The sequence below is a fragment of the Bacillus sp. GM2 genome, from assembly GCF_056155945.1.
Map to the genome: position 1 here is coordinate 1,195,180 of NZ_JBRKSZ010000007.1, position 25,294 is coordinate 1,220,473.

Annotated in this window: 25 protein-coding genes, 1 pseudogene and 1 riboswitch; of the genes and pseudogenes, 24 read left to right on the top strand and 2 right to left on the bottom strand. The window is 45.4% G+C overall.

The window, feature by feature from the left end; all coding sequences use genetic code 11:
* The first annotated feature begins 192 nt into the window (after nucleotides 1-192).
* The 9 genes from ACVC9U_RS06985 (at nucleotide 193) to ACVC9U_RS07025 (ending at nucleotide 8,979) form a co-directional block, all read left to right on the top strand.
* Nucleotides 193-1,323 (top strand): response regulator aspartate phosphatase, encoded by a 1,131-nt coding sequence (locus ACVC9U_RS06985; RefSeq protein ID WP_441390383.1) that lies wholly within the window; start codon nucleotides 193-195, stop codon nucleotides 1,321-1,323.
* Complete coding sequence (locus ACVC9U_RS06990) at nucleotides 1,313-1,654, top strand: hypothetical protein (protein ID WP_075754105.1); 342 nt, start codon at nucleotides 1,313-1,315, stop codon at nucleotides 1,652-1,654. The genes ACVC9U_RS06985 and ACVC9U_RS06990 overlap by 11 nt, the downstream gene beginning before the upstream one ends.
* 225 nt (nucleotides 1,655-1,879) lie before the next feature.
* Entirely contained in the window at nucleotides 1,880-4,069 is a 2,190-nt protein-coding gene (locus tag ACVC9U_RS06995) for an RNA ligase (protein ID WP_075754107.1), read from the top strand.
* Between the two features lie 262 nt (nucleotides 4,070-4,331).
* Nucleotides 4,332-4,676: a hypothetical protein gene (locus ACVC9U_RS07000; RefSeq protein WP_020452015.1), complete on the top strand. Its 345-nt coding sequence runs from the start codon at nucleotides 4,332-4,334 to the stop codon at nucleotides 4,674-4,676.
* A gap of 102 nt (nucleotides 4,677-4,778) precedes the next feature.
* Nucleotides 4,779-4,929: riboswitch (FMN riboswitch) on the top strand.
* A gap of 109 nt (nucleotides 4,930-5,038) precedes the next feature.
* Nucleotides 5,039-6,127, top strand: a complete 1,089-nt coding sequence (gene ribD / locus ACVC9U_RS07005) for a bifunctional diaminohydroxyphosphoribosylaminopyrimidine deaminase/5-amino-6-(5-phosphoribosylamino)uracil reductase RibD (protein WP_075754109.1) — start codon at nucleotides 5,039-5,041, stop codon at nucleotides 6,125-6,127.
* Nucleotides 6,128-6,138: 11 nt separating this feature from the next.
* Nucleotides 6,139-6,786 (top strand): riboflavin synthase, encoded by a 648-nt coding sequence (ribE, locus tag ACVC9U_RS07010; RefSeq protein WP_048350677.1) that lies wholly within the window; start codon nucleotides 6,139-6,141, stop codon nucleotides 6,784-6,786.
* A 21-nt stretch (nucleotides 6,787-6,807) separates the two neighbouring features.
* Nucleotides 6,808-8,004, top strand: a complete 1,197-nt coding sequence (locus ACVC9U_RS07015) for a bifunctional 3,4-dihydroxy-2-butanone-4-phosphate synthase/GTP cyclohydrolase II (RefSeq protein ID WP_020452012.1) — start codon at nucleotides 6,808-6,810, stop codon at nucleotides 8,002-8,004.
* Nucleotides 8,005-8,038: 34 nt separating this feature from the next.
* Entirely contained in the window at nucleotides 8,039-8,503 is a 465-nt protein-coding gene (gene ribH / locus ACVC9U_RS07020) for a 6,7-dimethyl-8-ribityllumazine synthase (RefSeq protein ID WP_003183115.1), read from the top strand.
* A gap of 101 nt (nucleotides 8,504-8,604) precedes the next feature.
* Nucleotides 8,605-8,979, top strand: a complete 375-nt coding sequence (locus ACVC9U_RS07025) for a GNAT family N-acetyltransferase (RefSeq protein ID WP_020452011.1) — start codon at nucleotides 8,605-8,607, stop codon at nucleotides 8,977-8,979.
* A gap of 10 nt (nucleotides 8,980-8,989) precedes the next feature.
* Here the strand turns inward: ACVC9U_RS07025 and ACVC9U_RS07030 are convergent, their stop codons facing one another.
* Nucleotides 8,990-9,511 carry a DUF309 domain-containing protein gene (locus ACVC9U_RS07030; protein ID WP_075754111.1) on the bottom strand — a complete coding sequence of 174 codons (522 nt, stop codon included), beginning with the start codon at nucleotides 9,509-9,511 and terminating at the stop codon, nucleotides 8,990-8,992.
* Between the two features lie 119 nt (nucleotides 9,512-9,630).
* The gene (locus ACVC9U_RS07035) at nucleotides 9,631-9,726 is read right to left on the bottom strand and encodes a YjcZ family sporulation protein (RefSeq protein WP_003183108.1); all 96 of its coding nucleotides are present in this window, start codon (nucleotides 9,724-9,726) and stop codon (nucleotides 9,631-9,633) included.
* A 181-nt stretch (nucleotides 9,727-9,907) separates the two neighbouring features.
* Between ACVC9U_RS07035 and ACVC9U_RS07040 the strand changes: the two genes are divergently transcribed.
* The 15 genes and pseudogenes from ACVC9U_RS07040 (at nucleotide 9,908) to ACVC9U_RS07110 (ending at nucleotide 24,958) form a co-directional block, all read left to right on the top strand.
* Complete coding sequence (locus ACVC9U_RS07040; RefSeq protein WP_075754113.1) at nucleotides 9,908-10,663, top strand: segregation/condensation protein A; 756 nt, start codon at nucleotides 9,908-9,910, stop codon at nucleotides 10,661-10,663.
* A complete protein-coding gene (gene scpB / locus ACVC9U_RS07045) occupies nucleotides 10,653-11,246 on the top strand; it encodes an SMC-Scp complex subunit ScpB (protein ID WP_023857488.1) in 594 nt (197 codons plus the stop codon). The genes ACVC9U_RS07040 and scpB overlap by 11 nt, the downstream gene beginning before the upstream one ends.
* A gap of 114 nt (nucleotides 11,247-11,360) precedes the next feature.
* Nucleotides 11,361-11,852, top strand: a complete 492-nt coding sequence (locus ACVC9U_RS07050; RefSeq protein ID WP_003183101.1) for a YpuI family protein — start codon at nucleotides 11,361-11,363, stop codon at nucleotides 11,850-11,852.
* Nucleotides 11,853-12,040: 188 nt separating this feature from the next.
* Nucleotides 12,041-13,159 (top strand): D-alanyl-D-alanine carboxypeptidase family protein, encoded by a 1,119-nt coding sequence (locus ACVC9U_RS07055; protein WP_369878958.1) that lies wholly within the window; start codon nucleotides 12,041-12,043, stop codon nucleotides 13,157-13,159.
* A complete protein-coding gene (locus tag ACVC9U_RS07060) occupies nucleotides 13,147-13,734 on the top strand; it encodes a nucleoside recognition domain-containing protein (RefSeq protein WP_003183096.1) in 588 nt (195 codons plus the stop codon). The genes ACVC9U_RS07055 and ACVC9U_RS07060 overlap by 13 nt, the downstream gene beginning before the upstream one ends.
* A gap of 4 nt (nucleotides 13,735-13,738) precedes the next feature.
* Nucleotides 13,739-14,274 (top strand): annotated as a pseudogene (locus tag ACVC9U_RS07065) (spore maturation protein).
* Between the two features lie 158 nt (nucleotides 14,275-14,432).
* Nucleotides 14,433-15,167 carry a 23S rRNA pseudouridine(2605) synthase RluB gene (gene rluB / locus ACVC9U_RS07070; RefSeq protein ID WP_003183092.1) on the top strand — a complete coding sequence of 245 codons (735 nt, stop codon included), beginning with the start codon at nucleotides 14,433-14,435 and terminating at the stop codon, nucleotides 15,165-15,167.
* Nucleotides 15,168-15,254: 87 nt separating this feature from the next.
* Complete coding sequence (gene resA, locus ACVC9U_RS07075; protein WP_003183090.1) at nucleotides 15,255-15,788, top strand: thiol-disulfide oxidoreductase ResA; 534 nt, start codon at nucleotides 15,255-15,257, stop codon at nucleotides 15,786-15,788.
* Entirely contained in the window at nucleotides 15,788-17,416 is a 1,629-nt protein-coding gene (resB, locus tag ACVC9U_RS07080) for a cytochrome c biogenesis protein ResB (protein WP_025808105.1), read from the top strand. The genes resA and resB overlap by 1 nt, the downstream gene beginning before the upstream one ends.
* 25 nt (nucleotides 17,417-17,441) lie before the next feature.
* On the top strand, nucleotides 17,442-18,617 hold the full coding sequence (gene ccsB, locus ACVC9U_RS07085; RefSeq protein WP_020452000.1) for a c-type cytochrome biogenesis protein CcsB: 1,176 nt from the start codon (nucleotides 17,442-17,444) through the stop codon (nucleotides 18,615-18,617).
* A 145-nt stretch (nucleotides 18,618-18,762) separates the two neighbouring features.
* Nucleotides 18,763-19,485, top strand: coding sequence for a response regulator transcription factor (locus ACVC9U_RS07090; RefSeq protein WP_020451999.1), 723 nt, complete (start codon nucleotides 18,763-18,765; stop codon nucleotides 19,483-19,485).
* Nucleotides 19,482-21,263, top strand: coding sequence for an ATP-binding protein (locus tag ACVC9U_RS07095; protein ID WP_145653122.1), 1,782 nt, complete (start codon nucleotides 19,482-19,484; stop codon nucleotides 21,261-21,263). Before ACVC9U_RS07090 ends, ACVC9U_RS07095 begins: the two co-directional genes overlap by 4 nt.
* A gap of 408 nt (nucleotides 21,264-21,671) precedes the next feature.
* On the top strand, nucleotides 21,672-22,373 hold the full coding sequence (locus ACVC9U_RS07100; RefSeq protein WP_441390392.1) for a winged helix-turn-helix domain-containing protein: 702 nt from the start codon (nucleotides 21,672-21,674) through the stop codon (nucleotides 22,371-22,373).
* Nucleotides 22,374-22,376: 3 nt separating this feature from the next.
* Nucleotides 22,377-23,828: a HAMP domain-containing sensor histidine kinase gene (locus tag ACVC9U_RS07105; RefSeq protein WP_441390394.1), complete on the top strand. Its 1,452-nt coding sequence runs from the start codon at nucleotides 22,377-22,379 to the stop codon at nucleotides 23,826-23,828.
* Complete coding sequence (locus tag ACVC9U_RS07110; protein ID WP_441390396.1) at nucleotides 23,825-24,958, top strand: WD40 repeat domain-containing protein; 1,134 nt, start codon at nucleotides 23,825-23,827, stop codon at nucleotides 24,956-24,958. The genes ACVC9U_RS07105 and ACVC9U_RS07110 overlap by 4 nt, the downstream gene beginning before the upstream one ends.
* Nucleotides 24,959-25,294 lie beyond the last annotated feature (336 nt).

The window sequence follows — 25,294 nt, forward strand, 5'->3', positions numbered from 1 at the left end:
TTTTTTGTCTGAAACGGTGTTCATTTTCCAGATGCAATAGGACCAGGGACCGATTCTTAGACCGCATTCTGCTAGGAAATGACGATCCTAATAAATAAAATAATTGTGAAAAAATGACCCTTTATGTAAAATATATTCAAGTGAAGAGCTAGATAGAGAACGCAATCTGTAAAAAAGGAAGGGGCGTAAGGGGTGAGCGTAAAAATCCCATCGACTGCAGTCGGCGTAAAAATTAATGACTGGTATAACGCGATACGCAAATTCAATGTCACGGACGCCGAAATGCTGAAGGCAGAAATTGAGCGCGAAATTTCTCAAATGGAAGAAGATCAAGACTTATTATTGTATTACGCCTTAATGGAATTCAGACACAGAATCATGCTTGATTACGTAAAACCATTGGAAGAAGGCGAAACCCCGCCTGACTTTTCTGAAATATTAAAAGATATCGAAGATGAACAAGGAAAGCTGACAGGCCTGCTTGAATATTATTTCAACTTTTTTAGAGGGATGTATGAATATAAAAACCATGATTTTATTAAAGCGATCTCTTTTTACAGGGGCGCCGAAAAAAAGCTGCTGCATGTCGAGGACGAAATAGAGAGAGCCGAGTTTCATTTTAAAATGGCTGAAGTGTTTTATCATATGAAACAGAGCCACGTGTCGATGAACTATGCGCTTCAAGCGATTGAAACCTACCAGGCGCATGAAACTTACACGGTTCGGAGAATCCAATGCGAGTTCGTCATCGCAGGGAACTATGACGACTTGGATTCGAATGAAAACGCGCTTTCGCATCTTAAAAAGGCGCTGAAGCTTTCACAGCAAGAAGGCCAGCTCATATTGGAAGGACACACCTATTACAATTTGGGAAATTGCTATTATAAGATGGGGGATTTCAATCGGGCGGCTGAATACTTCAACAGAGCTGCTGCGATTTATCAAGAAGAGTCATCAGATATTCTCCCAAAAGCGTTTTTTAGTCTTGCACATGCATATTTCAAGCTGAAGCACCTGGAACAGGCGGATGACGCGTTAAACAAAGGGATTGACATCGCCCGGCGATCAGACGATTCGATCTATCTATCAAAATTTCATTTTTTGAAAGCCTTGTATCTTGATGATGACGGAAGAGCTCAAATGCTGGAAACTTTTCAGCTGCTCGGGTCAAAAAAGATGTATCCCGATATTGAGGACTTGGCATTGGAAGCAGCTGAATACTATAATGAAATTGGGCGCTTGAGCGACTCTGTTTATTTCTATCAAACGGTATTCAGTGCTCGAAAACAAATGAAAAAAGGGGACTGGTCGTATGAAATCTAAACTGTTGTTAACCGCCGCTGCTTCAGTAGCAGGACTTTCTCTGGCAAGTGCTGTGCTGATGACGCAAACAGATGGTATGAAAGTCGCCGAGAGAAATGTAACGTCCACACCGGTGCAAATCGCTGAGAGAAACGTAACGTCTACACCGGTGCAAATCGCTGAGAGAAACGTAACGTCCGCACCGGTGCAAATCGCTGAGAGAAACGTAACGTCCGCACCGGTGCAAATCGCTGAGAGAAATGTAACATCCGTACCGGTACATGTTGCTGAGAGAAACGTAACATCTGTCAAAACGTCACCGATTCATATCGGAGAACGAAATGTAACATAATATTCCGTCAAAGGGCAGTGCTGGTTTATATCAGCACTGCTTTTTTCATGTCCGATAAAAAGAGGATAGATGAGAAGTTTCATTAAGGACACGTAAAAAGTCCCCTTTAGGGGATCTTTTTTGTTTATTTTTTGAAACAAAATGCAAATAAGGACGTATATTCTTGGAAGGAATGCTGAATTTTTTTATAATAAAACTTATCAGAACTGAATAAGGAGATCAATAATGAGGACTTTAGTACTGCTTAGAGGCTGCCCTGGCACCGGAAAATCAACCTGGATCAGGGATCATCAATTGAATCAATATACGCTGTCTGCGGATCAGCTGAGGCTGATCCATCAGTCACCCGTGTTAAATTTGGAAGGGAAATACGACATTTCCCAAAAAAATGACGGCAAGGTATGGAAGCTTTTGTTCACCCTCCTTGAAGAAAGGATGGAAAGGGGGGAATTCACCGTCGTTGATGCCACCCATGCGAAACCAAGCATGATTTCAAGCTATAAAGCTCTCGTTTTAAAGTATCGCTACAGAGCGTATGTGGTTGATTTTTCCGATATTCCGCTTGAGACCGCTCTGTTGAGAAACCGGGAGAGGGCCGAGCATAAGCGGGTGCCCGACAGCGTGGTTCACGCCATGCACGAGCGGATTTTAACCGAACCGGCGCCTTCCTGGACAACGGTCATCAAGCCGGAAGAATTTGAAGATGTGATGCAGTATAAGCCGAGGCGGCTCGACAGCTACAAAAAAATACATGTGATCGGGGATGTGCACGGCTGTTTTACGGTGCTGGATTCTTATTTGAAAGGCAGACTCGAAGATGACGAGTTATATATTTTCACAGGTGATATGCTTGATAGAGGAATAGAAAACGCAAAAGTTGTTCAATTCCTGCTCAGTATCAAAGATCGTAAAAATGTGATTTTGCTCGAAGGAAATCATGATAAATACTTGAAGCAATACGGGCATGATGAAGAGACAAGAAGCAGCGTATTTAACAAGAAGACAAAACCGGAATTAGACGAAGCAGGCTTTGACAAAAAAGATATCAGGGAACTGGCCAGGCGCTTCCACCAAATTGTTTACTTCACGTATGGAGAAGATGCTTACATCATCACGCACGGCGGCATTTCCGCGCTTCCTGACAACCTTCTGCTTACGGCTACCAGCCAGCTGATCAACGGTGTCGGCGGATATGAGACAGATATCGACCATGTCTTTACGAAAAATATGGAAGGGCGGAACATCATTCAAATCCACGGGCACAGAAACATGTTCCGGCTTCCAGTGCATGCAGCCGCAAAATCATATAACCTGGAAGGGCAGGTGGAGCACGGCGGGCATTTAAGGGTTGTCACCATCGATCGGTCGGGAATTCAAACACATGAGATAAAAAATGATGTGTTTAAAACGTCCGCTCCTTCGCTTGATTCTCATCACGAACACGAGGAGCTGACGGTCGACCATTTTCTAAAGCATTTGGACGAACACGATTATGTGTCTGAGCAAAAATTAGCCGGCGGCATTTCCTCTTTTAACTTTACAAGGAAGGCTTTTCAGGAGAGAAAATGGGACAGCGTCAGCATGAAGGCAAGAGGGCTGTTTATCAACAGAAACACCAAGGAAATCGTCAGCAGAAGCTACAACAAATTTTTCAACATCGATGAGCGCCTGACGACGAAAATGCATGTTCTCGTTAACACGCTGCGCTTTCCGGTCACTGTTTATGATAAGGCGAATGGATTTTTGGGAACTGTCGGCTACAATTCTGAAACCGATGAGCTCGTCTTCACCTCAAAATCTTATACATCGGCAAGCGGACAAAAAGACGGCCATGCGAAATGGGTGGAAGAGCTGTTTCACAAAACGTTTGACGCATCTCAGATAGAGGATGTAAGAGAATATGTAAAAAAACGCAATGTTTCGTTAGTATTTGAAGTCGTGCTGCCAGAAAAAGATCCGCACATTATCGAGTACAAATCGGATAAGCTTGTCCTTCTCGACATTGTTAAAAGGCAGATGAAATATGAAAAGCTGCCGTATGAAGATGTCCTCTGTTTTGCTGAGACATTTCGTGTAGAATGTAAGCAAAAAGTCATTTCTTTTGACCAGTGGACGGATTTTTATAAATGGTACCTGTCTGTGTCAAATGACCCGTCGATTGAAGAGGAGGGATATGTGATTGAAGACTCGGCAGGATTTATGACAAAATTAAAACTGCCTTTCTATCAATATTGGAAGTTCGTGCGCGGTATCAAGCACAGACTCGGAGCGGCTGCTGCTCGCTCGCCCCATCACGAGGCTCTGTTCCATTCCGAGCATGTGAAGTTTCTCGCCTGGGCCAAAACGAAAGACAGCGAGTATCTTAAAAATCAGTCTGTTATTGCCATCCGAAACGACTTTTACAGCGAAACCTAAAGCGAAGAAACCAGAACAAACGGTTTCTCAAAACATAGTTATTTGGACTCAATTTTAAAGCTTGTTTTCACACACACCCCTAAACCAGAATGTACATTCGTAGGTTATAAGTAGTATTTCGTCTGAATATGAAACGATTTCCCTTCATTTTGCGTTATACTTAAAAACCACATATTTTCCGTCTGAATCGAACATGTTTTATTTCATCATTAACAGGAAATAAACATAGGATAGTTCAGAACGTGTTCTGGAGGTTTTGATCATGGGGAAAATAAGATTCAAGCTCACGGTTCTGCTCGTTTTGGCTGCCGTACTGGCCGGAGGCTTTTATTATTTAAAAAACGGAAGCGTTCAAGATGTCTCAACGGCGCTCAGCCAAACCGTCTCATCTGAGGAAAAGAACTATACCATTTATCAATATAAGATCACCAAAATTGACGGCACTGAATACCACGGGGTATCAGATAACGGAACGAAGATCATTTTCAATGCGAAAAATCTTAACCAGGATCTGTCCGACATTAAAGAAGGAGACAAAGTAAAGGCCTACTTCTCTAATGCCAACAGAATCGACGGATTAATCAAAGTCGTCAAGGTGGCAGATTAAAACCCCTCTGTTTCTCAGAGGGGTTTTTCTGTGCAAGCAGTTTTCATTGCAATTTTAATATGCGGCCGCTATAATTACGCATAAGGACAAGTAAATATCGATTGTATCCTTCGGGGCTGGGTGAAAATCCCGACCGGCGGTAATAAAGCGAGAGACAGCTTTAGAGCCCGTGACCCGCTGTGCGTCGTGCAAAGCGGTGGATTCAGTGAGAAGCTGAAGCCGACAGTGAAAGTCTGGATGGGAGAAGGATGAAGAGACTATGTGAAAAATAATGATGATGCATAGTTTTATTTCTCATGCACAAAAACAAACCCCCGGATCGACATCCGGGGTTATTTTTTTGGAAGAAGGGAGGGAAATTCATGACAGATGCGCATTATATGAATCTTGCATTGGAGCTTGCGAAGCAGGGCGAAGGTCAGACAGGGGCCAATCCGCTTGTCGGAGCCGTTGTCGTCAAAGACGGTGAAGTGGTCGGGATGGGGGCTCATTTAAAATACGGTGAAGCGCATGCAGAAGTGCACGCCATTCAAATGGCAGGCCGCCATGCGGAAGGAGCCGTCATTTATGTGACGCTTGAACCGTGCAGCCATTACGGCAAAACCCCTCCTTGCGCGGAACTGATTATTCGTTCCGGTTTGAAGCGGGTAGTCGTGGCAGCCGAAGATCCGAATCCGCTCGTTTCCGGAAGAGGAATCGGGATGCTGAGAAGCGCCGGGATCGAGGTCGAAACAGGCGTTCTCAAAGAACAGGCGGAAGAGCTGAACGAAAAGTTCATGCATTTTATGCGGACAGGCCTTCCGTATGTGACATTAAAAGCAGCTGCCAGCCTTGACGGCAAAACCGCTACCGCAACAGGCGACAGCAAATGGATTACTTCTGAAGAAGCGCGGATGGACGCTCACCAATACCGAAAAAACCACCAGAGTATTTTAGTTGGATCGGGCACAATAAAAGCAGACGACCCGAGTTTGACATGCCGTCTCCCCGGGTCAGTGAATCAGCCGGTGCGTGTCGTTCTCGATACGACGCTGTCAATCCCGCTTCAGTCAAAAGTAATTCAGGATAAAGCAGCGGAAACCTGGATTTACACGACGTCCAAGGCAGATCCCGAAAAGGTTCGGAACCTGGAAAAAGAAGGTGTACAGGTAACCGTGCTGGATGCGGATGAACTTCCGGTGCGCGACGTGCTTCTGCACCTTGCAGACCGAGGAATCGCTTCAGTCTTTGTCGAAGGTGGCGCGACGGTTCACGCAAGCTTCGTCAAAGAAGGACTCTATCAGCAAATGATCTTCTATCTTGCCCCTAAATTAATCGGAGGGCTGCAATCTCCCAGCATCCTCTCCGGTGAAGGCTTTCAATCGATGAAAGATGTCCCCTTACTGCATTTCACAACCATTACCAAAATCGGCCAGGATATAAAGCTGGCGGCAAAACCGATAAAAGAATAAGGCGGTGGCATATGTTTACAGGCATCATTGAAGAAGTCGGAACGATTTTGGACATGAAAAAGGCGGGAAGCGCCATGTCTTTAGTCATCCAATCCAACAAAGTGACCGAAGATGTGAAGCTTGGCGACAGCATTGCTGTCAACGGAGTCTGTCTGACCGTAAATGAGTTCGGTTCCGGCAGTTTCACGGCGGATGTCATGCTTGAAACGCTGAAAGCAACATCACTCGGCACATTAAAAAAAGGAAGCCGCGTCAATCTTGAACGGGCGATGGCGGCAAACGGCCGCTTCGGCGGGCATATGGTGTCGGGGCATGTCGACGGCACCGCGTCTATCGTACGCATAGAAAAAGCGGCTAACGCCGTATACTATGATTTAAAACTTGACTCTTCACTGGCCAAAATGCTTGTGTTAAAAGGTTCGATCGCCGTAGACGGCGTCAGCCTCACCATTTTTGGACTGACGGAAGATCAAGTAACAGTCTCGCTAATCCCGCACACATTGGATGAAACGATTTTTTCGGAAAAAAAGCCCGGAAGCATCGTCAACATCGAGTGCGATATGATCGGCAAATACATTTACCGGTTTCTCCACCAAGCAAAACAAGACAAACAGGCAAAGCCATTGACTGAATCATTTTTTAAAGAAAACGGGTTTTAAATGAAAGGAGGCTGAGCGCCTATGTTTCACACAATTGAAGAAGCGATACGCGATTTGAAGCAAGGAAAAGTCATCATCGTGGTCGATGACGAGGACAGGGAAAACGAAGGCGATTTCGTTGCGCTGGCAGAATACGCAACACCTGAAGTGATCAACTTTATGGCTTCGCACGGAAGGGGTTTGATCTGCGCGCCGCTTAATGAAGAGATCGCTTCACGGCTTGACCTCCATCCGATGGTGGACGAAAATACCGATTCTCATCACACGGCATTTACGGTCAGTGTGGATCACCGCGATACAAAGACGGGGATCAGCGCTCAGGAGCGGTCGTTGACCGTCATGTCGCTGATTGATGATCACGCGCTTCCGGGTGATTTTAAAAGACCGGGGCACATTTTCCCCTTGATTGCGAAAACAGGCGGCGTTTTAAAAAGAGCCGGACATACGGAGGCGGCCGTTGACCTTGCGGAGGCATGCGGTTCCGCGCCGGCCGGCGTCATCTGCGAAATCATGAATGAAGACGGCACGATGGCAAGGGTGCCCGAGCTCAAAAAAATAGCCGACCAGCATGACTTGAAAATGATTACGATTAAAGATTTGATCGAATATCGCTACAGCAAGGGAACGCTGATCAACCGAGAAGTGAAGATTACGCTGCCTTCCGAATTCGGCACATTCAAGGTTTACGGCTATACAAACGAAATCGATGACAAGGAACATATAGCACTCGTCAAAGGCGATATACCTTTCGGAGACGAGCCTGTCCTTGTCCGCGTACACTCAGAATGCCTGACGGGCGATGTTTTCGGCTCTTACCGCTGCGACTGCGGCCCGCAGCTTGCTGCCGCGCTCGCGCAAATCGAACAAGCGGGCCGGGGCGTGCTCCTTTATTTGAGACAGGAAGGAAGAGGAATCGGCTTAATTAATAAACTGAAAGCTTACAAGCTGCAGGAAGAAGGATATGACACCGTACAGGCTAACGAAAAGCTCGGTTTTCTCCCGGATCTTCGCAACTACGGGATCGGCGCCCAAATCTTAAGAGACCTCGGCGTGAAACAAATGAAGCTGCTGACGAACAATCCGCGAAAGATTGCCGGTCTCGAAGGCTACGGCCTGACGATCGCAGACAGGGTGCCGCTGCAGATGGAGACAAAAAAAGATAATGAAAAGTACTTAAAAACGAAAAAATCAAAATTGGGGCATATGCTTCATTTTTAAACTAAAATCAATCACAAAAAAGGACGGGATTCATATGAATAAAATAGAAGGTCATGTAATTGGAACAGATTTGAAAATTGGGATCGTTGTGTCAAGGTTCAACGATTTTATTACAAGCAAACTTCTAAGCGGTGCAGAAGATACGCTGTTGAGACATGGGGTCAAAGCTGATGATATTGATGTCGCCTGGGTTCCCGGCGCATTCGAGATTCCGCTGATCGCCAAAAAAATGGCTGAAACGAAAAAATACGACGCCGTGATTACACTTGGCACGGTCATCAGAGGAGCGACAAGCCACTATGACTATGTCTGCAATGAAGCGGCAAAGGGGATTGCGGCGAGCAGCATGTCAACAGGCGTTCCGGTGATCTTCGGCGTATTGACGACAGACACGATCGAGCAGGCGGTAGAACGCGCCGGAACAAAAGCCGGAAATAAAGGTGCAGAAGCTGCCGCGGCAGCGATTGAAATGGCGAACCTGACCCGGTCGCTTCAATAATTACCGAAAAAGAGTTTAAAAAGGTTATAAAAATGTTTATAATGTGATGTGAAGCGACTAGCCTTCGTTAGATCCACATTTTGATATATTGAGGGGTATTTATGTTAATTCGTTATAAAAAGTCATTCGAAAAGATTGCGATGGGGCTCCTTTCGTTTATGCCGAATGAGAAGGACGTCAAGCAGCTTCAGCAGACAATTAAAGACTATGAAACGGACACTGAAAGGCAGCTGTTCCTATGGAAAGAAGGCGAGGATATTGTCGGCTGTGTAGGAGTAGAGAAAAGAGAAGAAGAAGTCGAGATCAAGCATATCAGTGTAAACCCGTCTCACCGTCATCAAGGAATCGGCAAAAAAATGGTGTCGGCCATTTCGCAAATGTTTGCACCTAAACCGCTGGTTCCGAATGAATTAACTAAAGGATTCTTTGAGCGCTGTCAGGATCACGAAAATGAAGACATCACATATAACCAATGAGCAGAGGCTTCTAGCCTCTGCTCTTTTTTCGCCGTTCGATTTGTTTTTCCCTCTCGGCAATCACTTCAGTCCGGTCTCTCAGCAGGTGTTTATCGATGATGAAGGCGTCTGGTGGATCGTTTGCTCCCCACTCATACGACCTTTTTTCACATTTTTTCCGGCATGCTTTGATCAAAGCTTCATCTGTGATCGGAAGCATGATGCTTTCATAAGGAGAATGGGCTTTGATTTTTTGGTACGTCTTCCTTAACAGCTTGATGAAGCGGCTGTAATCCAATCCGAGCGATTCGACTGCGTCTTTTTCGGACGCCAGGATGCGAATGCTGTTCGCCATTAATCTCTCTGCGCCGGCAAAATTGTTTCTCCGCTGATGATAGAGTGCGACTGCCAGCTGAATCAACCCGACCCAGTATGATTTCCGCTCGCCGGGATTGTCCTTTTTCCAATGGTCTTCTAAAATTTCGTGGCATTCAAAATAATCCCTTGACCCGTGGAATTCGGCCAGGTAATCGATATAAGCTTGGGGATACATCTGACATCCTCCTTTAAGTTTCCGTTAAAGTGTATCATAAGAACGGAACGGAGGAAAAACGGCTGATATATCCAGGCTATGAAAAAAGCGCCCGGTAAAGGACGCTTCTCATTTTTATGTTAATAGATCCATGCCGCTCCTACAATAATCAACAAAATAAACAGAACGACAATCAAAGCAAATCCTCCGCCGTAGCCGAAGCCTTTACCTCCCATGTTGTTCCCTCCTCAGGTTTAAGATTTTACACAGTATTCTATGCAGCATACGCTCAAATCGTATAGGCGAATGCCAAAGCTTCTTAAATTATATTGGACTCATGCAGACGCGTAATTTATACTAAAGGGTAGCCAGTTTTAGCCGGCTTAGAAGCGATTTTGAAAATGGTGAGAAATGAACATGGAATATCAGGTGAAAATCGAGGCGTTTGAAGGGCCACTGGATCTGCTGCTGCACTTAATCAACCGCCTTGAAATAGACATTTATGACATACCTGTTGCGAAGATAACCGAGCAGTATTTATTATATGTGCATACGATGCGCGAACTTGAGCTCGACGTGGCCAGTGAATATTTGGTGATGGCCGCGACCCTTCTCAGCATTAAAAGCCGAATGCTCCTTCCAAAGCAGGAAGAGGAGCTCTTTGACGAAGAGTTTCTCGAGGAAGAAGAGGACCCGAGAGAAGAATTGATTGAAAAATTAATAGAGTACAGAAAATACAAAAGTGCCGCGCAAAATTTGAAGGAGCGCGAGGAAGAGCGGCAAAAAGCATTCGCGAAGCCGCCGAGCGATTTGAGCGACTATGCCAAGGAAATCAAACTCAGCGAGCAAAAGCTGTCCGTCACCGTTTACGACATGCTCGGGGCATTTCAAAAGGTGTTGAACCGCAAAAAAATCAGCCGGCCGTCTGAAACTAGAATTTCAAGACAGGAAATACCGATAGAAGAACGAATGACGCAAATCGTCGATTGTTTGAAATCGTCCCGTAAAAGGATGCATTTTATGGAACTGTTCCCGTACGAACAGAAAGAGCATCTCGTTGTGACGTTTTTGGCGATTTTGGAGCTGATGAAAAACCAGCTGATCATCATTGAACAGGAACACAACTTTTCAGACATTTACATAACAGGGAGTGAAGCGATTCATGACGCTTGATATCGTGAATTGGAAAGCCATTGTCGAAGCGCTTTTGTATGCCGCCGGCGACGAGGGCCTGACAAAAAAACAGCTATTATCCGTTTTGGAGATCGATGAAGCCGAGCTTCAGGATATTATGCTTGATGTCAAAGAAACCTATGAAAAAGAAGACAGGGGCATCGAGCTTGTCGAATACGCAGATACGTACATGCTTTCGACCAAAAAAGAATTCGCCGTCTATTTGAAAAAGCTGATTGAAGCCCCTTCAAAAGGGCTTTCTCAGGCTGCCCTCGAAGTTTTGGCCATCGTCTCATATAAGCAGCCGATTACAAGAGCGGAAGTCGAGGAGATCAGAGGGGTCAAATCTGAACGGATTCTCCAGAGCCTTGTCGCAAAAGCGCTGTTGTGCGAAGTAGGCCGGGCGGACGGACCGGGCAGGGCAATCTTGTACGGTACAACCGAAACATTCCTTGAACAATTCGGCTTAAAAACGCTTGAAGAGCTTCCGCCGCTGCCCGAAAATGTAGAAGAAGACGGGGTTCAGGAAGAAGCCGATCTGTTCTTTGAGAACTTTAACCAGACGTTCGAAGATTTAAAATAGACTCACCTTAAGGACCGAAGTATGATAATATATATTATCGTATTTTTTATGTTTAATTTCATGCATGAAAGAATACGATTGTAACAAAGCGATGAGGAGAGGGTGCCGACACCAATGGGAAAATCTATGGCAAGAGCCCAAACCGAGCAGGCAGGCGAATTTTTAGCACAGACCGTTCAGACGCTGTGCGATTATTTAAACGAAACGACGCTTTCATCCCTTGAAGCCGAAGAGCCCGGGAGAAGAGATTATTATCGCGATGTCCTCAGCAACTTGAGAAAACTGGCGGTGTACTGTGAAGAAGGGCTTGCGGCCTGCCGAATCAGGCTGCAGCAGGATCCTTTTCAGGAGGCTGCAGCCGAAAGGACGCTCTATCAGGTCTATCATCGATGCATAGAAGAATTTTTTACACCGAAAAAAGATACTTGGTACGAAGACAGCAGAGCGGCCTACACGGGAAAAAACGCCATTTGCTTTCACGAACCAGCGCCGGCCTCATTAAAAAATTTGATGGCTTCGCTTGAAACAGGATATCAATCGATGAGAGAAGAATTGGAATACTATGCGACTGACTATCGAATGAAGATGGTTCAGCCGAGATCATAGCTTAAATGAACCGTGAGCCGGAACTCCCCCTTTCATGAAAGGGGGGTTTTTATCTTGCTTTAGATTTTTCTCGGGAAATCATCCAATTGGTGTTCATAACAAAAAGACAAGCGCATAAACTTGTACAAACAACCACAAGGACGTGAGAAAAAATGCGCTTTTTTCTAAAACAAGCGGCAGCAGCCATCATGATATGCTCTCTTTTATGCTCTTCATACGAAACCGCTCAAGCACAGCCCTCCCTTCATATCAGCGCAAAAAGCGCGATTGTCATGGACGGGCAATCCGGACGGGTTTTGTTTGCAAAGGATGAGCATGAAAAACGGCGCATTGCAAGCATTACGAAGATTATGACAGCCATTTTGGCCGTGGAATCGGGCAAATTGGATGAGACGGTCACGGTCAGCGACAGAGCGGTCAGGACAGAGGGATCATCGATCTATTTAACAAGCGGGCAAAAGGTGAAGCTGAAGGACCTTGTTTACGGTTTGATGCTGAGATCGGGAAATGATGCAGCCGTTGCGATTGCCGAACATGTGGGCGGAAGCCTGGAAGGCTTTGTCTACATGATGAATCAAAAAGCGGCCGAGCTCGGCATGGAAAACACCCTGTTCCGCAATCCGCACGGACTTGATGACCACCCTGATCACTATTCCTCGGCCTATGATATGGCGCTTTTAACAAAATATGCGATGACAAATGAAACGTACAAAAAAATCGCCGGAACGAAACGCTATAAAGCAGAAACGATGCAAGGCATCTGGAGAAATAAAAACAAGCTTTTAACAGGGCTTTACAAATACAGTACAGGCGGGAAGACGGGATATACAAAGCTTGCAAAGCGTACGCTCGTCTCCACTTCATCGAAAGACGGAACCGATTTGATCGCCGTCACAATCAATGCCCCTGACGACTGGAATGATCATATGAACATGTTCAACTATGTATTCGGCCACTACAAAACATATATCATCGCCAAAAAAGGCGAGATTCCGAAATTAAAAGACTCTTTTTACGGAAATAAAGCTTTTATTAAACGGGATGTCACATATCTTTTAAACGAAGAGGAAAAAGAAGATGTGAAGGTTGATATCGAGCTTCTTGAACCGAAAAAATCATGGCGTAAAAACAAAAAAGAAATCCCGGACATCATCGGAGAAATGAACGTCATGTTCGACGGAAAAACGATTGCAAGCGTACCGATCTATTATGAAAACGAGCGAAACAAAAAACCGAAAAAATCGTTTTTCGAGACCTTTCAATCCGTATTCCAAAAAGCGGCGGGCGGTTCATCATGGTCAATATAATCTGGGTCGGCTTAACGGTGATCGGTCTGGTGTTTGCGCTTTTCAACGGAACGGTTCAGGAAGTTAATGAAGCTGTATTTAAAGGATCGAAGGAAGCCGTCACGATTGCGATCGGACTGATGAGCGTCCTTGTTTTTTGGCTGGGGCTGATGAAAATCGCTGAACAGTCCGGGCTTCTCGAAAAATTCAGCAGGCTGTGCCGGCCGTTCATTTCAAAGCTGTTTCCCGAGATCCCTCCGGATCATCCGGCGATGGGATATATTTTATCCAATTTAATGGCCAACTTTTTCGGATTGGGCAATGCAGCGACACCGCTCGGTATTAAAGCGATGGAACAGATGAAGGCGCTCAACCGGAACCGCAGGGAAGCGAGCCGCTCAATGATCACCTTTCTGGCGGTCAATACGTCAAGCATTACCTTGATTCCGACGACCGTCATCGCGGTCAGGATGACATATGATGCAAAGGCGCCGACAGACATCGTCGGTCCGACCATTTTGGCGACTTTAATATCGGGGATCTTTGCGATCTTCATCGACCGATACTTTTATTATAGAAGAAAAAAGAAGGGGTGAGCATTTGGAATTCATCAACTGGCTTTCTCTGGCCCTTATCCCGTTTATCATCGCCACGATTCTGCTATACGGTACATTCAAAAAAGTTCCGACTTATGAAGCGTTTGTTGAGGGGGGAAGGAAGGAATCCAAATTGCATTTTCCATTATCCCTTATTTAGTCGGTATGCTTGTAGCGATCACGGTTTTCCGGGCTTCAGGGGCGCTCGATTTTTTTATGAATCTTTTAAAGCCCGTGTTTTCCGCCGTGGGAATTCCGACGGAAGTGGTTCCGCTGGCTCTGATCCGGCCGATTTCGGGAACGGCAGCGCTCGGCATGACGACCGATTTAATCGCAGTTTACGGGCCCGATTCGTTCATCGGCCGGCTGGCCTCTGTCATGCAGGGATCGACAGACACGACTCTGTACGTTTTGACCGTCTATTTCGGAGCGGTCGGAATCAAGAAAATGGGGGATGCTTTAAAGGTGGGACTGCTTGCTGATTTAGCGGGGGTTATCGCGTCTGTAATTATTGTAACATTGCTGTTTGGAAGCGCCTGATCAACAGGCGCTTTTTGCTTTTTAGCCAAAACTGTTTTACTTTTGAGGTGAGAAAGGATACATTTAAGGGCGGAGTGCTACTTTCCTAAGGAAGAAGGCGCCTCGCAAACTTGTTTGTTGGTCTGGAAAAAAGTAAGATAATACATGAGGTGAAAGATATGGAACGACTTCAAAAAGTAATCGCCCACGCCGGTATCGCATCGAGGCGGAAGGCGGAGGAGCTTATAAAAGAAGGGAGAGTCACGGTCAACGGCAAAACCGTCAGAGAGCTTGGCGTTAAAGTATCAAGCTCCGATCGGATTGAGGTAAACGGCATCCAGCTTGAAAGCGAAGAACCCGTTTATTTTCTCCTGTATAAACCGAGAGGGGTTATATCAGCAGTTAAAGACGACAAAGGCCGGAAAGTTGTGACCGACTTTTTCACCGAGGTGGAGGAGCGGATTTATCCGATCGGAAGGCTTGATTATGATACGAGCGGCCTCTTATTGCTAACGAATGACGGGGACTTCGCCAATAAATTGATGCACCCGAAATACGAAATTAATAAAACGTATGTAGCAAAGCTGAAAGGCATTCCTTTAAAGGAGAATTTAAAAAAACTTGAGCGGGGCGTGCGCCTTGAGGATGGAAAGACAGCTCCTGCAAAAGTGAAGCTTTTGTCGCTTGATAAGAAAAAGCAGACAAGCATCGTCCAAATCACGATCCATGAGGGGCGAAACCGCCAGGTCAGGAGAATGTTTGAAGCCATCGGACACGAGGTGCTCAAGCTGAAAAGGGAAGAGTATGCTTTTTTGAACCTGGCGGGCTTGAAAACAGGGGAAAAAAGAGAGCTTACGCCTCATGAAGTCAAAAGGCTCAGGGCATTGGCAGAACACGGTAAAGCGGCTTTCTAAATTTTCACACAACCTTCAAAAAAGGCAAATGGCAGTCAGTCTTGAGATGATATAATGATACTGAATGTCTACATGAGGGGGCGGATTATGAAAAAAAAGCGTTTTTACATTCGGACAGGCATCCTCCTTGTGCTGCTTGCAGCGCTTGGCTACACGCTGTACAGCGCCGTGTTTCAAAACACGGAGAGTGTGGCGGTGGGGGAAAAAGCTCCCATTTTTTCGCTGGAGGATGTTGACGGCAACCGTCTCAAACTGGACGAACTAAAAGGCAAAGGGGTATTTTTAAACTTTTGGGGAACATGGTGCGAACCATGCAAAAGAGAATTTCCTTATATGGCGAATCAATACAAGGTGTTTAAGGATAAAGGGGTGGAAATCGTCGCCGTCAATGTCGGCGAATCGAACCTCGCCGTCCGAAACTTTATGAAAGACCACGGCGTCAATTTTCCGGTTGTGCTTGATAAAGACAGGCAGGTCCTTAACGCATATGATGTCACACCGCTGCCGACCACGTTTTTGATCAACCCTGACGGAGAGATTGTCAAGGTCGTGACGGGCGAGATGACAGAACGGATGATCCACGATTATATGAATATGATCAAACCAGAGGGATCGTCATGATGAAAGAAATCAAATGCGAATGCGGCCATGTGAATCCGGCGGGTACCGTTTTGTGTGAATCGTGCGGAAAGCCGCTCGTCAAACAGGATGCCAAACTCCTTGACATGCGGTATGACGGAAGTGCGAGACGCTCTCAAACCTATAATAAAACGATCGTAGATAAAATATGGAATTTCTTTTCGTCTGTAAAGGTCGGCGTCTGGCTGATCGTCATTACGCTGACAGCATCGGCTTTTGGAACGATATTTCCGCAGGAAATGTTCCTGCCGCCGGGTGCGCAGGCTGATACATACTACAGCGAACAATACGGGCTTCTCGGACAAATCTATTATGCTCTCGGTTTTCACAATCTCTACGGTTCATGGTGGTTTATTATTCTGGTTGCCTCAATCGGCATTTCGCTTGTCATCTGCAGCCTTGACCGGGTCGTTCCTTTGTACAGGGCTCTGAAAAACCAGGGCGTCACGCGAAATCCGAACTTTATGGAGAGGCAGCGCCTATTCAGCCGGACGGAAGCGGACATGTCTGAGGACACAAAATCGCAAATCATCGGTAAGCTGAAGAAAAAACGATACCGCGTCAAGGAAGAAAACGGCAACCTATTTGCCGAAAAAGGCCGTTTTTCAAGGTGGGGCCCATATGTTAACCATATCGGACTGATTATATTCCTCATCGGGGTCATGCTCAGATTTGTCCCGGGCATGTATGTCGACGAAACCCTTTGGATCAGGGAAGGGGAAACGGTGCCAATTCCGGGAACTGACGGCCATTACTATTTGAAAAACAACCGGTTTATAAAAGAAATGTACGACAGTGAAAAAGAAAAAGAAGTATTTTCAGAGGCGATCACCAAAGCTGGTGACGGGACTGTCGCAAAAACATATCAAACCGATGTTGAACTGTATGAAAGAAAAAATGACAGCCTGCCGGGCGAAGCGCCTGAATTGAAGAAAGTGAAAAACGGCAAGATCAAGGTCAATGACCCGTTGAAATTCGGTTCATATGCACTCTATCAGCTGACATACAAGGAAGGCGAGCTCGACAAAATGGTGTTTCAGCTGATTGAAAAAGACAGCGGGAAATCCTTCGGCAAAGTGGCAATCGACCTCTTGGAGCCGAAACCGGAATATGATCTTGGTAACGGTTACAAAGTTCATATAGCAAGCTACCTGCCGGACTTTTATTTTAACAAAGACGGGGAACCGAGCACGAAAACGAGGAATCCGAACAATCCGGCATTTGTATTCCAGATCACCGCACCGGATAAGCCTAAAGGAGAAAAAAGTTTCGTGGCGATTCAGGAAACAATCGAAGGTTCTGACGACAATAAATACAAAATGAAGTTTGACCATGTCGAAACGAAGAATCTCTCAGGCCTCACAATTAGAAAAGATTTGACTTTGTGGGTGCTCATTGTCGGCGGTGCCATCTTTATGATCGGCGTCATTCAGGGGATGTACTGGCACCATAGAAGGATCTGGCTCAGAACGCTGGACGGGCATGTGCTCGTCGCCGGACATACGAACAAAAACTGGTACGGGCTGAAGCAGGACTTGAAGGCCGCGCTCGCGGATACGGGGATATCCGAACCGGCCGATCAAAAAGAACTGTCAAAGGAAAAAAAATAAACGGCCAGCATAGGGAGGGGTTTTCATGGCAGAGTTAAGCGGCAATTTATTGTACGCGGCATTTCTCTTGTATCTCTCAGCGGTCTTCTTTTTTGGCGGCTCCATCAGGAGCAAGGCTTCAGACCGGAAGAAGAAGAACCGCTGGGCATCGATCGCAGTGTTGATCACGATCATCGGATTTGTATGCCAGTTTGGATATTTTATTGCGAGATGGATCGTTTCCGGACACGCGCCGGTCAGCAATCTCTTTGAATTTACAACTGCTTTCAGCATGATGCTCGTCCTGGCGTTCATCATCATCTACTTTATTTACAAGCTGTCTGCATTGGGACTGTTTACGCTTCCCGTTGTCCTGCTTTTGATCGCATATGCCAGCATGTTTCCGACCGATATCACACCGCTGATTCCGTCGCTTCAAAGCAACTGGCTGTATATTCATGTTACGACTGCAGCTCTCGGACAGGCGATTCTCGCCATCAGCTTTGTCGCCGGCGTGATCTTTCTGCTCAAGCATGTGGATCAGTCACAGCCGGGCAAAAAAACGTTCTGGCTCGAATTTGTCATGTTTATGCTTGTGACAACGCTCGCGTTTATCCTTGTCACGACCTCATTCCGCATTGGGGGCTATGAGGCGCAGTTCAAGTGGATTGATAAAGACAACCAGGAAGACGTCATGATTTACGAGCTTCCCGCTCTGATCGGACCGAACAAAGGCGAACTTTTAACAGAGGAGAGAATGGAGCCGCTTGTCAATGTGCCGCCTATTTTTTCAGGCCGGAAGCTGAATACGGTTCTCTGGTCGTTTGGAACCGGCGCATTGCTTTACGGTGTCATTAGGCTGATCATCAGAAAACGCATCAGTCAGCTTCTTCAGCCGCTCGTGAAAAATGTGAACCTTGACCTTGTCGATGAAATCGGCTATCGCTCCGTTTCGATCGGCTTTCCGGTTTTTACGCTTGGCGCGCTTATTTTCGCGATGATATGGGCACAGCTGGCATGGAGCAGATTCTGGGGCTGGGATCCGAAAGAAGTCTGGGCGCTGATTACATTTTTGTTTTATGCAGCTTATCTGCATCTCAGGCTTTCGAGAGGCTGGCACGGCGAAAAATCGGCGTGGCTCGCCGTCATCGGTTTTGCCATTATTATGTTTAATCTTATTTTTGTAAACCTTGTCATCGCCGGACTTCACTCTTATGCATGATCCGTGCGGTGCAGGAAGGTCCGGGCTTTTCGCCGGGCCTTCCGCAGCTTATCGTTTTAAATTGCGGAACGGCCATTCTTAGCTTGGCTTACGATCGCTTTTCTAATAAAATGAATGTAAGAAGATTCAAATCAGGAGGTTTACGATGGAACAGACGAAAGAGACAAAAATATTAGTAGTAGACGATGAGGCAAGAATCAGACGACTTTTAAAAATGTACCTGGAAAGGGAAAATTATAAGATCGAGGAAGCCGAGAATGGCGACGAAGCCATCGATAAAGCCCTGGGCAACGAATACGATTTAATCCTGCTCGATTTGATGATGCCCGGAACAGACGGTATTGAAGTATGCCGCCAAGTACGCGACAAAAAAGCCACTCCGATCATCATGCTGACGGCGAAAGGCGAAGAAGCTAACCGGGTGCAGGGCTTTGAAGTCGGAACCGATGACTATATTGTAAAACCTTTCAGTCCGAGGGAAGTGGTGCTGAGAGTCAAAGCGCTCTTGAGAAGATCATCGCAAACCTCTTACCTGAATACAGATACAACGGCAAAAAATGTTCTTGTTTTTTCTCACTTATCCATTGATCACGATGCTCACAGAGTTATGGCGGACGGAACCGAAGTCAGCCTGACGCCGAAAGAATATGAACTGCTTTACTTCCTGGCCAAAACCCCTGATAAAGTATACGATCGTGAAAAGCTGCTGAAGGAAGTATGGCAATACGAGTTTTTCGGCGATTTGAGAACGGTCGACACCCATGTTAAACGTCTACGTGAAAAATTGAACAAAGTCTCGCCGAAAGCTGCGAAAAAAATCGTAACGGTATGGGGTGTCGGGTATAAATTTGAGGTCGGAAACGAATGAAGTTTTGGAAGAGCGTAGTCGGTAAACTGTGGTTTACCATACTGCTTTTGGTTTCATTTGTCTTATTTATCCTTACGTTCTTTCTGCTTGAGTTTATTGAAAACTACCATGTCGATGAGGCGGAAGCTGATTTGACAAAGCTCGCCAGCAAGGTGGCCGTCATCATGGAAAACCATAAAGACCAGGAGACAGCCAGATCGATTACATGGGAGCTTGCCGATGAACTGACGAGCATTACCGTTATCAAAAATGAGAATGAATATTGGTATTCACCGCGGGAAAATCAAAAAGTGGCTTCCATCACATTAAAAGATATTAAAAATGATCCCGATCTGAACGAAGCGCTTCAGAAGCATCAAAAAGTGCAGAAGCGGACGGTCATCTCCAATCAAAAGAACGATCAGCTGATTGTCGGTGTACCGTACGGGAAAGACGAAAATGAAGGCATGGTGTTTCTTTCTCAATCGCTTCTTGCCGTGAAAGATACGACACAGCATACGACAAGGTATATTCTCTTTGCCGCTGCGATTGCGATTGTGTTAACGACGATTTTCGCTTTCTTCCTGTCGAGCCGGATTACCTACCCGCTCAGAAAAATGCGGCAAGGTGCACAGGATCTTGCAAAAGGGAAGTTTGATACGAAGATTCCGATCCTGACCCAGGATGAAATCGGCGAGCTGGCGATTGCCTTTAACCAAATGGGGCGCCAGCTGAAGTTCCATATTACGGCGCTCAATCAGGAAAAGGAGCATTTATCGAATATCTTAAGCAGTATGGCCGACGGCGTGATCACCATCAATATCGACGGGACGATCCTTGTGACTAACCCTCCGGCTGAACGCTTTTTACAGGCTTGGTATTATGAGCAGAACATGAATGTAAAAGAAGGCCATGAACTGCCTCCTGAAGCGCGCGAGCTTTTTCAAAACACCGTCAGCACGGAGAAGGAGCAGATGATTGAAATGACCCTGCAAGGCAGAACATGGGTGCTGCTCATGAGTCCGCTGTACAATCAGTCACATGTGCGCGGAGCGGTCGCCGTGTTGAGGGATATGACGGAGGAAAGACGGCTTGATAAGCTGAGAAAAGATTTTATCGCCAATGTCAGCCATGAGCTGAGAACACCGATTTCGATGCTTCAAGGATACAGTGAAGCAATCGTTGACGACATTGCAAGCTCTGAGGAAGAAAAAAAGGAAATCGCGCAGGTCATCTATGACGAGTCTTTACGAATGGGAAGGCTTGTGAATGATTTGCTGGACCTTGCCAGAATGGAGGCGGGTCATATTTCCTTAAACGTTGAACCGGTGGAGCTCCGCGAATTTTTCGAGAGAGTGTTCAGGAAGTTCTACGGAGTGGCCGGGGACAAAGAGATTACGCTTTCTCACAATCTTGATCTGCATGAAGCCAAATTTGTGTTTGATCCGGACAAAATGGAGCAGGTTTTAACAAACTTGATTGACAACGCGATCCGCCATACAAATGCCGGGGGCACCGTACATGTCGATGTGCAGTCAGCGCAAAGCGGGCTGAAGATCGCCGTGAAAGACTCGGGCAGCGGCATCCCCGAAGAGGACCTGCCGTTTATTTTTGAACGCTTTTACAAGGCGGATAAAGCAAGGACGAGAGGAAAAGGCGGGACGGGCCTCGGACTTGCGATCGTCAAAAACATCGTCGATGCACACAACGGATCGATCACCGTACACAGCATGCTGAACGAAGGAACTTCCTTCACGTTTTACATTCCAAGAAATAAGCAGGATGATGGCCAAATTTGACGAAGAATCTTGTTCCATAAGAAACAAAGAGCACCTGTTCATGCAGAACAGGTGCTCCGTTATTTGAGAACAAAATGTATCCAATTTGTAAAATGTCTGCTTATCCTGAAACGTTTTTGCCTTTGTTGCCGTTAAAAGAGTGGGAATTCCAAAAGACAGATGATCATCGATGAAGAATTTGGGATAACCGGAAACTTTGTCATAGTAAAAACCGGATATGGACCCGTTCTGATCATTATAAAAGGCCGTTCATTTTTTTCTGCGCCTTATAGCCCGCCAGCGATCCAATTGCGGACCGCCAAATGAAGAGTTTGGTTTGGATTTATGTATCATCTCTTTAGAAGGATGCGAGAAACAAACGAGATTTTTAGAAAAATAAGCATGAAACAAGGAATGAGTGATGACTTTATGGATAAAACCAAAATACTGATTATTGAAGATGATGAAGCAATTGCTGATTTGCTTTCATACGGGCTGACGTCCGAAGGTTTTGAAACGTGCACGGTCAATAGCGGCTCCTCAGGCATGAAGGAATTAGATCAGTTCAAACCTGATCTTCTGCTGCTCGATTGGATGCTGCCTGACTGCAGCGGATTGGATATTTGCAAAACTGTGACCGAAAGCTATAATATTCCGATCCTGATGATCACCGCCAAATCAGATATCACGGATAAAATACTCGGGTTGGAATTCGGGGCCGACGACTATATAACAAAGCCGTTTGATCTGCGCGAAGTTGTCGCGAGAATCCGCACGATCCTTCGGCGTCTGGAACAAGCCTATCATGTGAACGAACGGGAAACGGAAAAAGAGGATGAGATCCGGTTTAAAAATATTGTGATCGTTCCGGGTGAAAGACTGGTGAAAAAAGACGGATCAGCCGTCGAATTAACTCCTAAAGAATATGATCTGCTTATGACTTTGGTTGACCATCGGGGAAAAGTTTTCACGCGTTCAGAGCTTTTGGAATTCGTTTGGGGGTACGATTTTTTCGGTGACACCCGCACAGTTGATACCCATATTCAAAGACTCCGCAAAAAGCTTGATGCAAGCAACTTGATTAAAACGGTGTTCGGTATCGGATATAAATTCGAGAAGCAGGAGGAGTAGAGAGTGTTACGGACCATCAAGGGCAAATTTATTGTTGGCTTTTTTCTGATTTTTTCTCTCTCTTTCCTTGTGCTCAATCACACGGTTAAGAACGTGATTTGGTCGAGTAATGAAAAAATTGTAACATCGGATTTAGTCGAATTGAAAAAAAACAGTATCGTCTATGTAAACCAGGCATTTTTAATCAATCATTATAAAAACAATGAACTTTATTTCGGTGATATGGCCGATGAAATGGTAGATAATTTGAATCACTCTACAGGAAGCAATGTCGGTGTTTATACCGTGAATGGTGCATTGTTGTCTTCTTCTGATCAGAAGGCGTTTTCCCGAGGGAGTGATGAAGATCTTAAACAGGCGATCAAAGGAAAGACTGCCTATCATATCACCTATAATCGCAACAAAGCAGAAGTGTTTTTTTCATATCCGGTTGTCGTTGAAGGCACAAAAGTAGGCATATTGCGTTTTTCGAAAAATTTCGACTTGCTGTATAAGCAAAGCGGAGAGGTTCTGGATATTGTTTTTTACATCGCGCTTGCCATATTTGTGGCGGCGTTCCTTTTCTCCTATATCCTGTCCAGACATATCACGATTCCGCTCGTCAAGCTGACCGATGCCACCTCGCAAGTCAAGAAGGGCAAGCTGGATATGGATATCCACTTTAATAGAAAAGATGAAATCGGCCAGCTTGCCGTCAACTTTAACGATATGATCAGCAGGATTCGAGAACAAATTTTAACCATCGAAAGGGATCGCGATCGTCTAAAGGAATTGAACGAACAAGAAAAACGATTTTTTGACAATATGACGCATGAGCTGAAAACACCTCTGACCTCTATCCAAGGATATGCTGAGATCATAAAAAATAAAGGGGAATCGGATCGGGCTTTTTTTGATAAAGGAATGAACCATATTGTTGAAGAAAGCCGACGCCTGCACAATTTGGTGATCAAGCTTCTTGAAGTATCCCGGGAAACATCCAAAGGCGCTCAATTTGACAGGGTCGACGCAGGGGAAATTTTAAAAGATGTTTGCGAATCGATGAAGTTTCGGGCAGAACGGTATAAGAAAAGAATTACCTGTGACATTGAAGATGGCCTGTACGTTCACAGTCATGTGAGCAGGCTGCGCCAGCTTTTCATCAATCTGCTGGACAACGCCATCAAATACAGCTTATCTCATTCGGAAATCATCATTAAGGCCGAAATCATTGGAGAAAACATTCTTTTTACATTCAAGAATCCAAGTGCTCCATTGGAAAATGACCAACACTCCAAAATGTTCCAGCCTTTTTATTCAGTCAATCAGAAGATTAAGGAAGAGGGAAGTGTAGGCTTGGGATTAAGCATTGTGAAAACAATTGTTGACGAACACGGAGGAACAATCGAGATGTACTACAAGGAAAACCAAACAGTGATTCATGTTGAATTAGCTTACGCAAAGGTTGAGAAATGATGAAAAACAAACCGTTTATCATTTGGGCAGGAGTGCTGTTGTTTCTGGTCATTATCGTGTCCAGTTATAATGTCGGAAAAAGATCTGAAACGATTATCATCCCAAGCGAGGAAGACAATCATGTCGGTGACCAGAAGACCCGCCCTTTTCAAGTCAATACGATCTATCGCCTTCCAAAAGCAGGGCAGCTGCTTGGCTGGTCTTCACCGGATTCCGTAGTCGGTTTTTTCAAGGGAGATGGGACATCTGAACGTACGGCGCGCAGTCTTCAGCGCCTTTCCTCCCCCTATGAAAAAGCCGAAATCGTAAAAGGCATTGAAAGCAATATGTCCAACCTAAAAATGTCTCCAGACGGAAAGCGTATCGCTGGAGTCAATTTGGGATTAAATAAGGCATCCATGCTGCTGTTTTCGCCTGCGAACGGTAAAAAAACGGAAATCGCCAGCATCTCCGCCAGCAATGAGGTCTATGTCCAAGATGTTTCATGGTCAAATAATAGCAGATACGTTTGTTACCTCGTTTTAGATGCCGGACAAGGGAATCAGACAAGCCTTCGTGTTTATGATACGGCTTCCGGAACGCTCAAAACGTATACATTGAACGATTTTGCGGAGAAAAACTCGCTTACGGGCGTTAACATCTCTGATAATGGACGAGATTTTCTGCTTACCGAGTTGCAGCGTTCCGACGAGTACGGAATCAGAATGGGAACGATTGACGGCAACCGCATTAAAATCCAGGACAAGCGTCTGGACAGCCGCGGCGGGCCGGTTTGGTTAAACAATGATCAATTTGTATTCCTGGACACAGGAGAAACCCTGTACGAATATGATCGCAGAAACGGCGAGCTTTCTGCTTTGCTCGAAAAAGTAACTGTTTTTAAATTCTCAAACGACTTAAAGAAAATCGCTTACTCTTTGAAGGATGAAGAAAATATCTATGCAGGCAAGCTTCAGGGGAAAAATATCCTCTATGAAGAACCGATATACCACGGCACCATCCCTTCGGAAATATATTGGAGTCCGGACGGCAACAGCCTGCTCGTTAGCGCTCAATACCAGTATCCTTCAATGGAGAGTGCATCGGCGCGATTTTTAGAAGAACAAGCTTATATCATCACATTTAAATAACCGCTGTTTGAATATCAGGCAAAAAAACCTTATTTCAGTTAAATACCGAAATAAGGTTTTTCTTTTCACTCGTTTATTCCTTTCTCACTATTTTTCGCAAGGTAATAAGTCTTATTATTGTTCCTCAAAAAATGATGTATTTCCTCTTTTTGTGACATTTTGTTTACAAGTTGATCGAACTTCTGCGATATCTTCCCCTTATATTTAAAGAGCATCCTTCTTATAGAACGTTGTCTTCAAAATAGCAGCTTAAAAATTGTCATTTGTATGTGACGAGATTAAAAGAAACCTAGTGATTGATAATTACAGCTTAAGGAGTTGGAAAAAGTGTAAAAT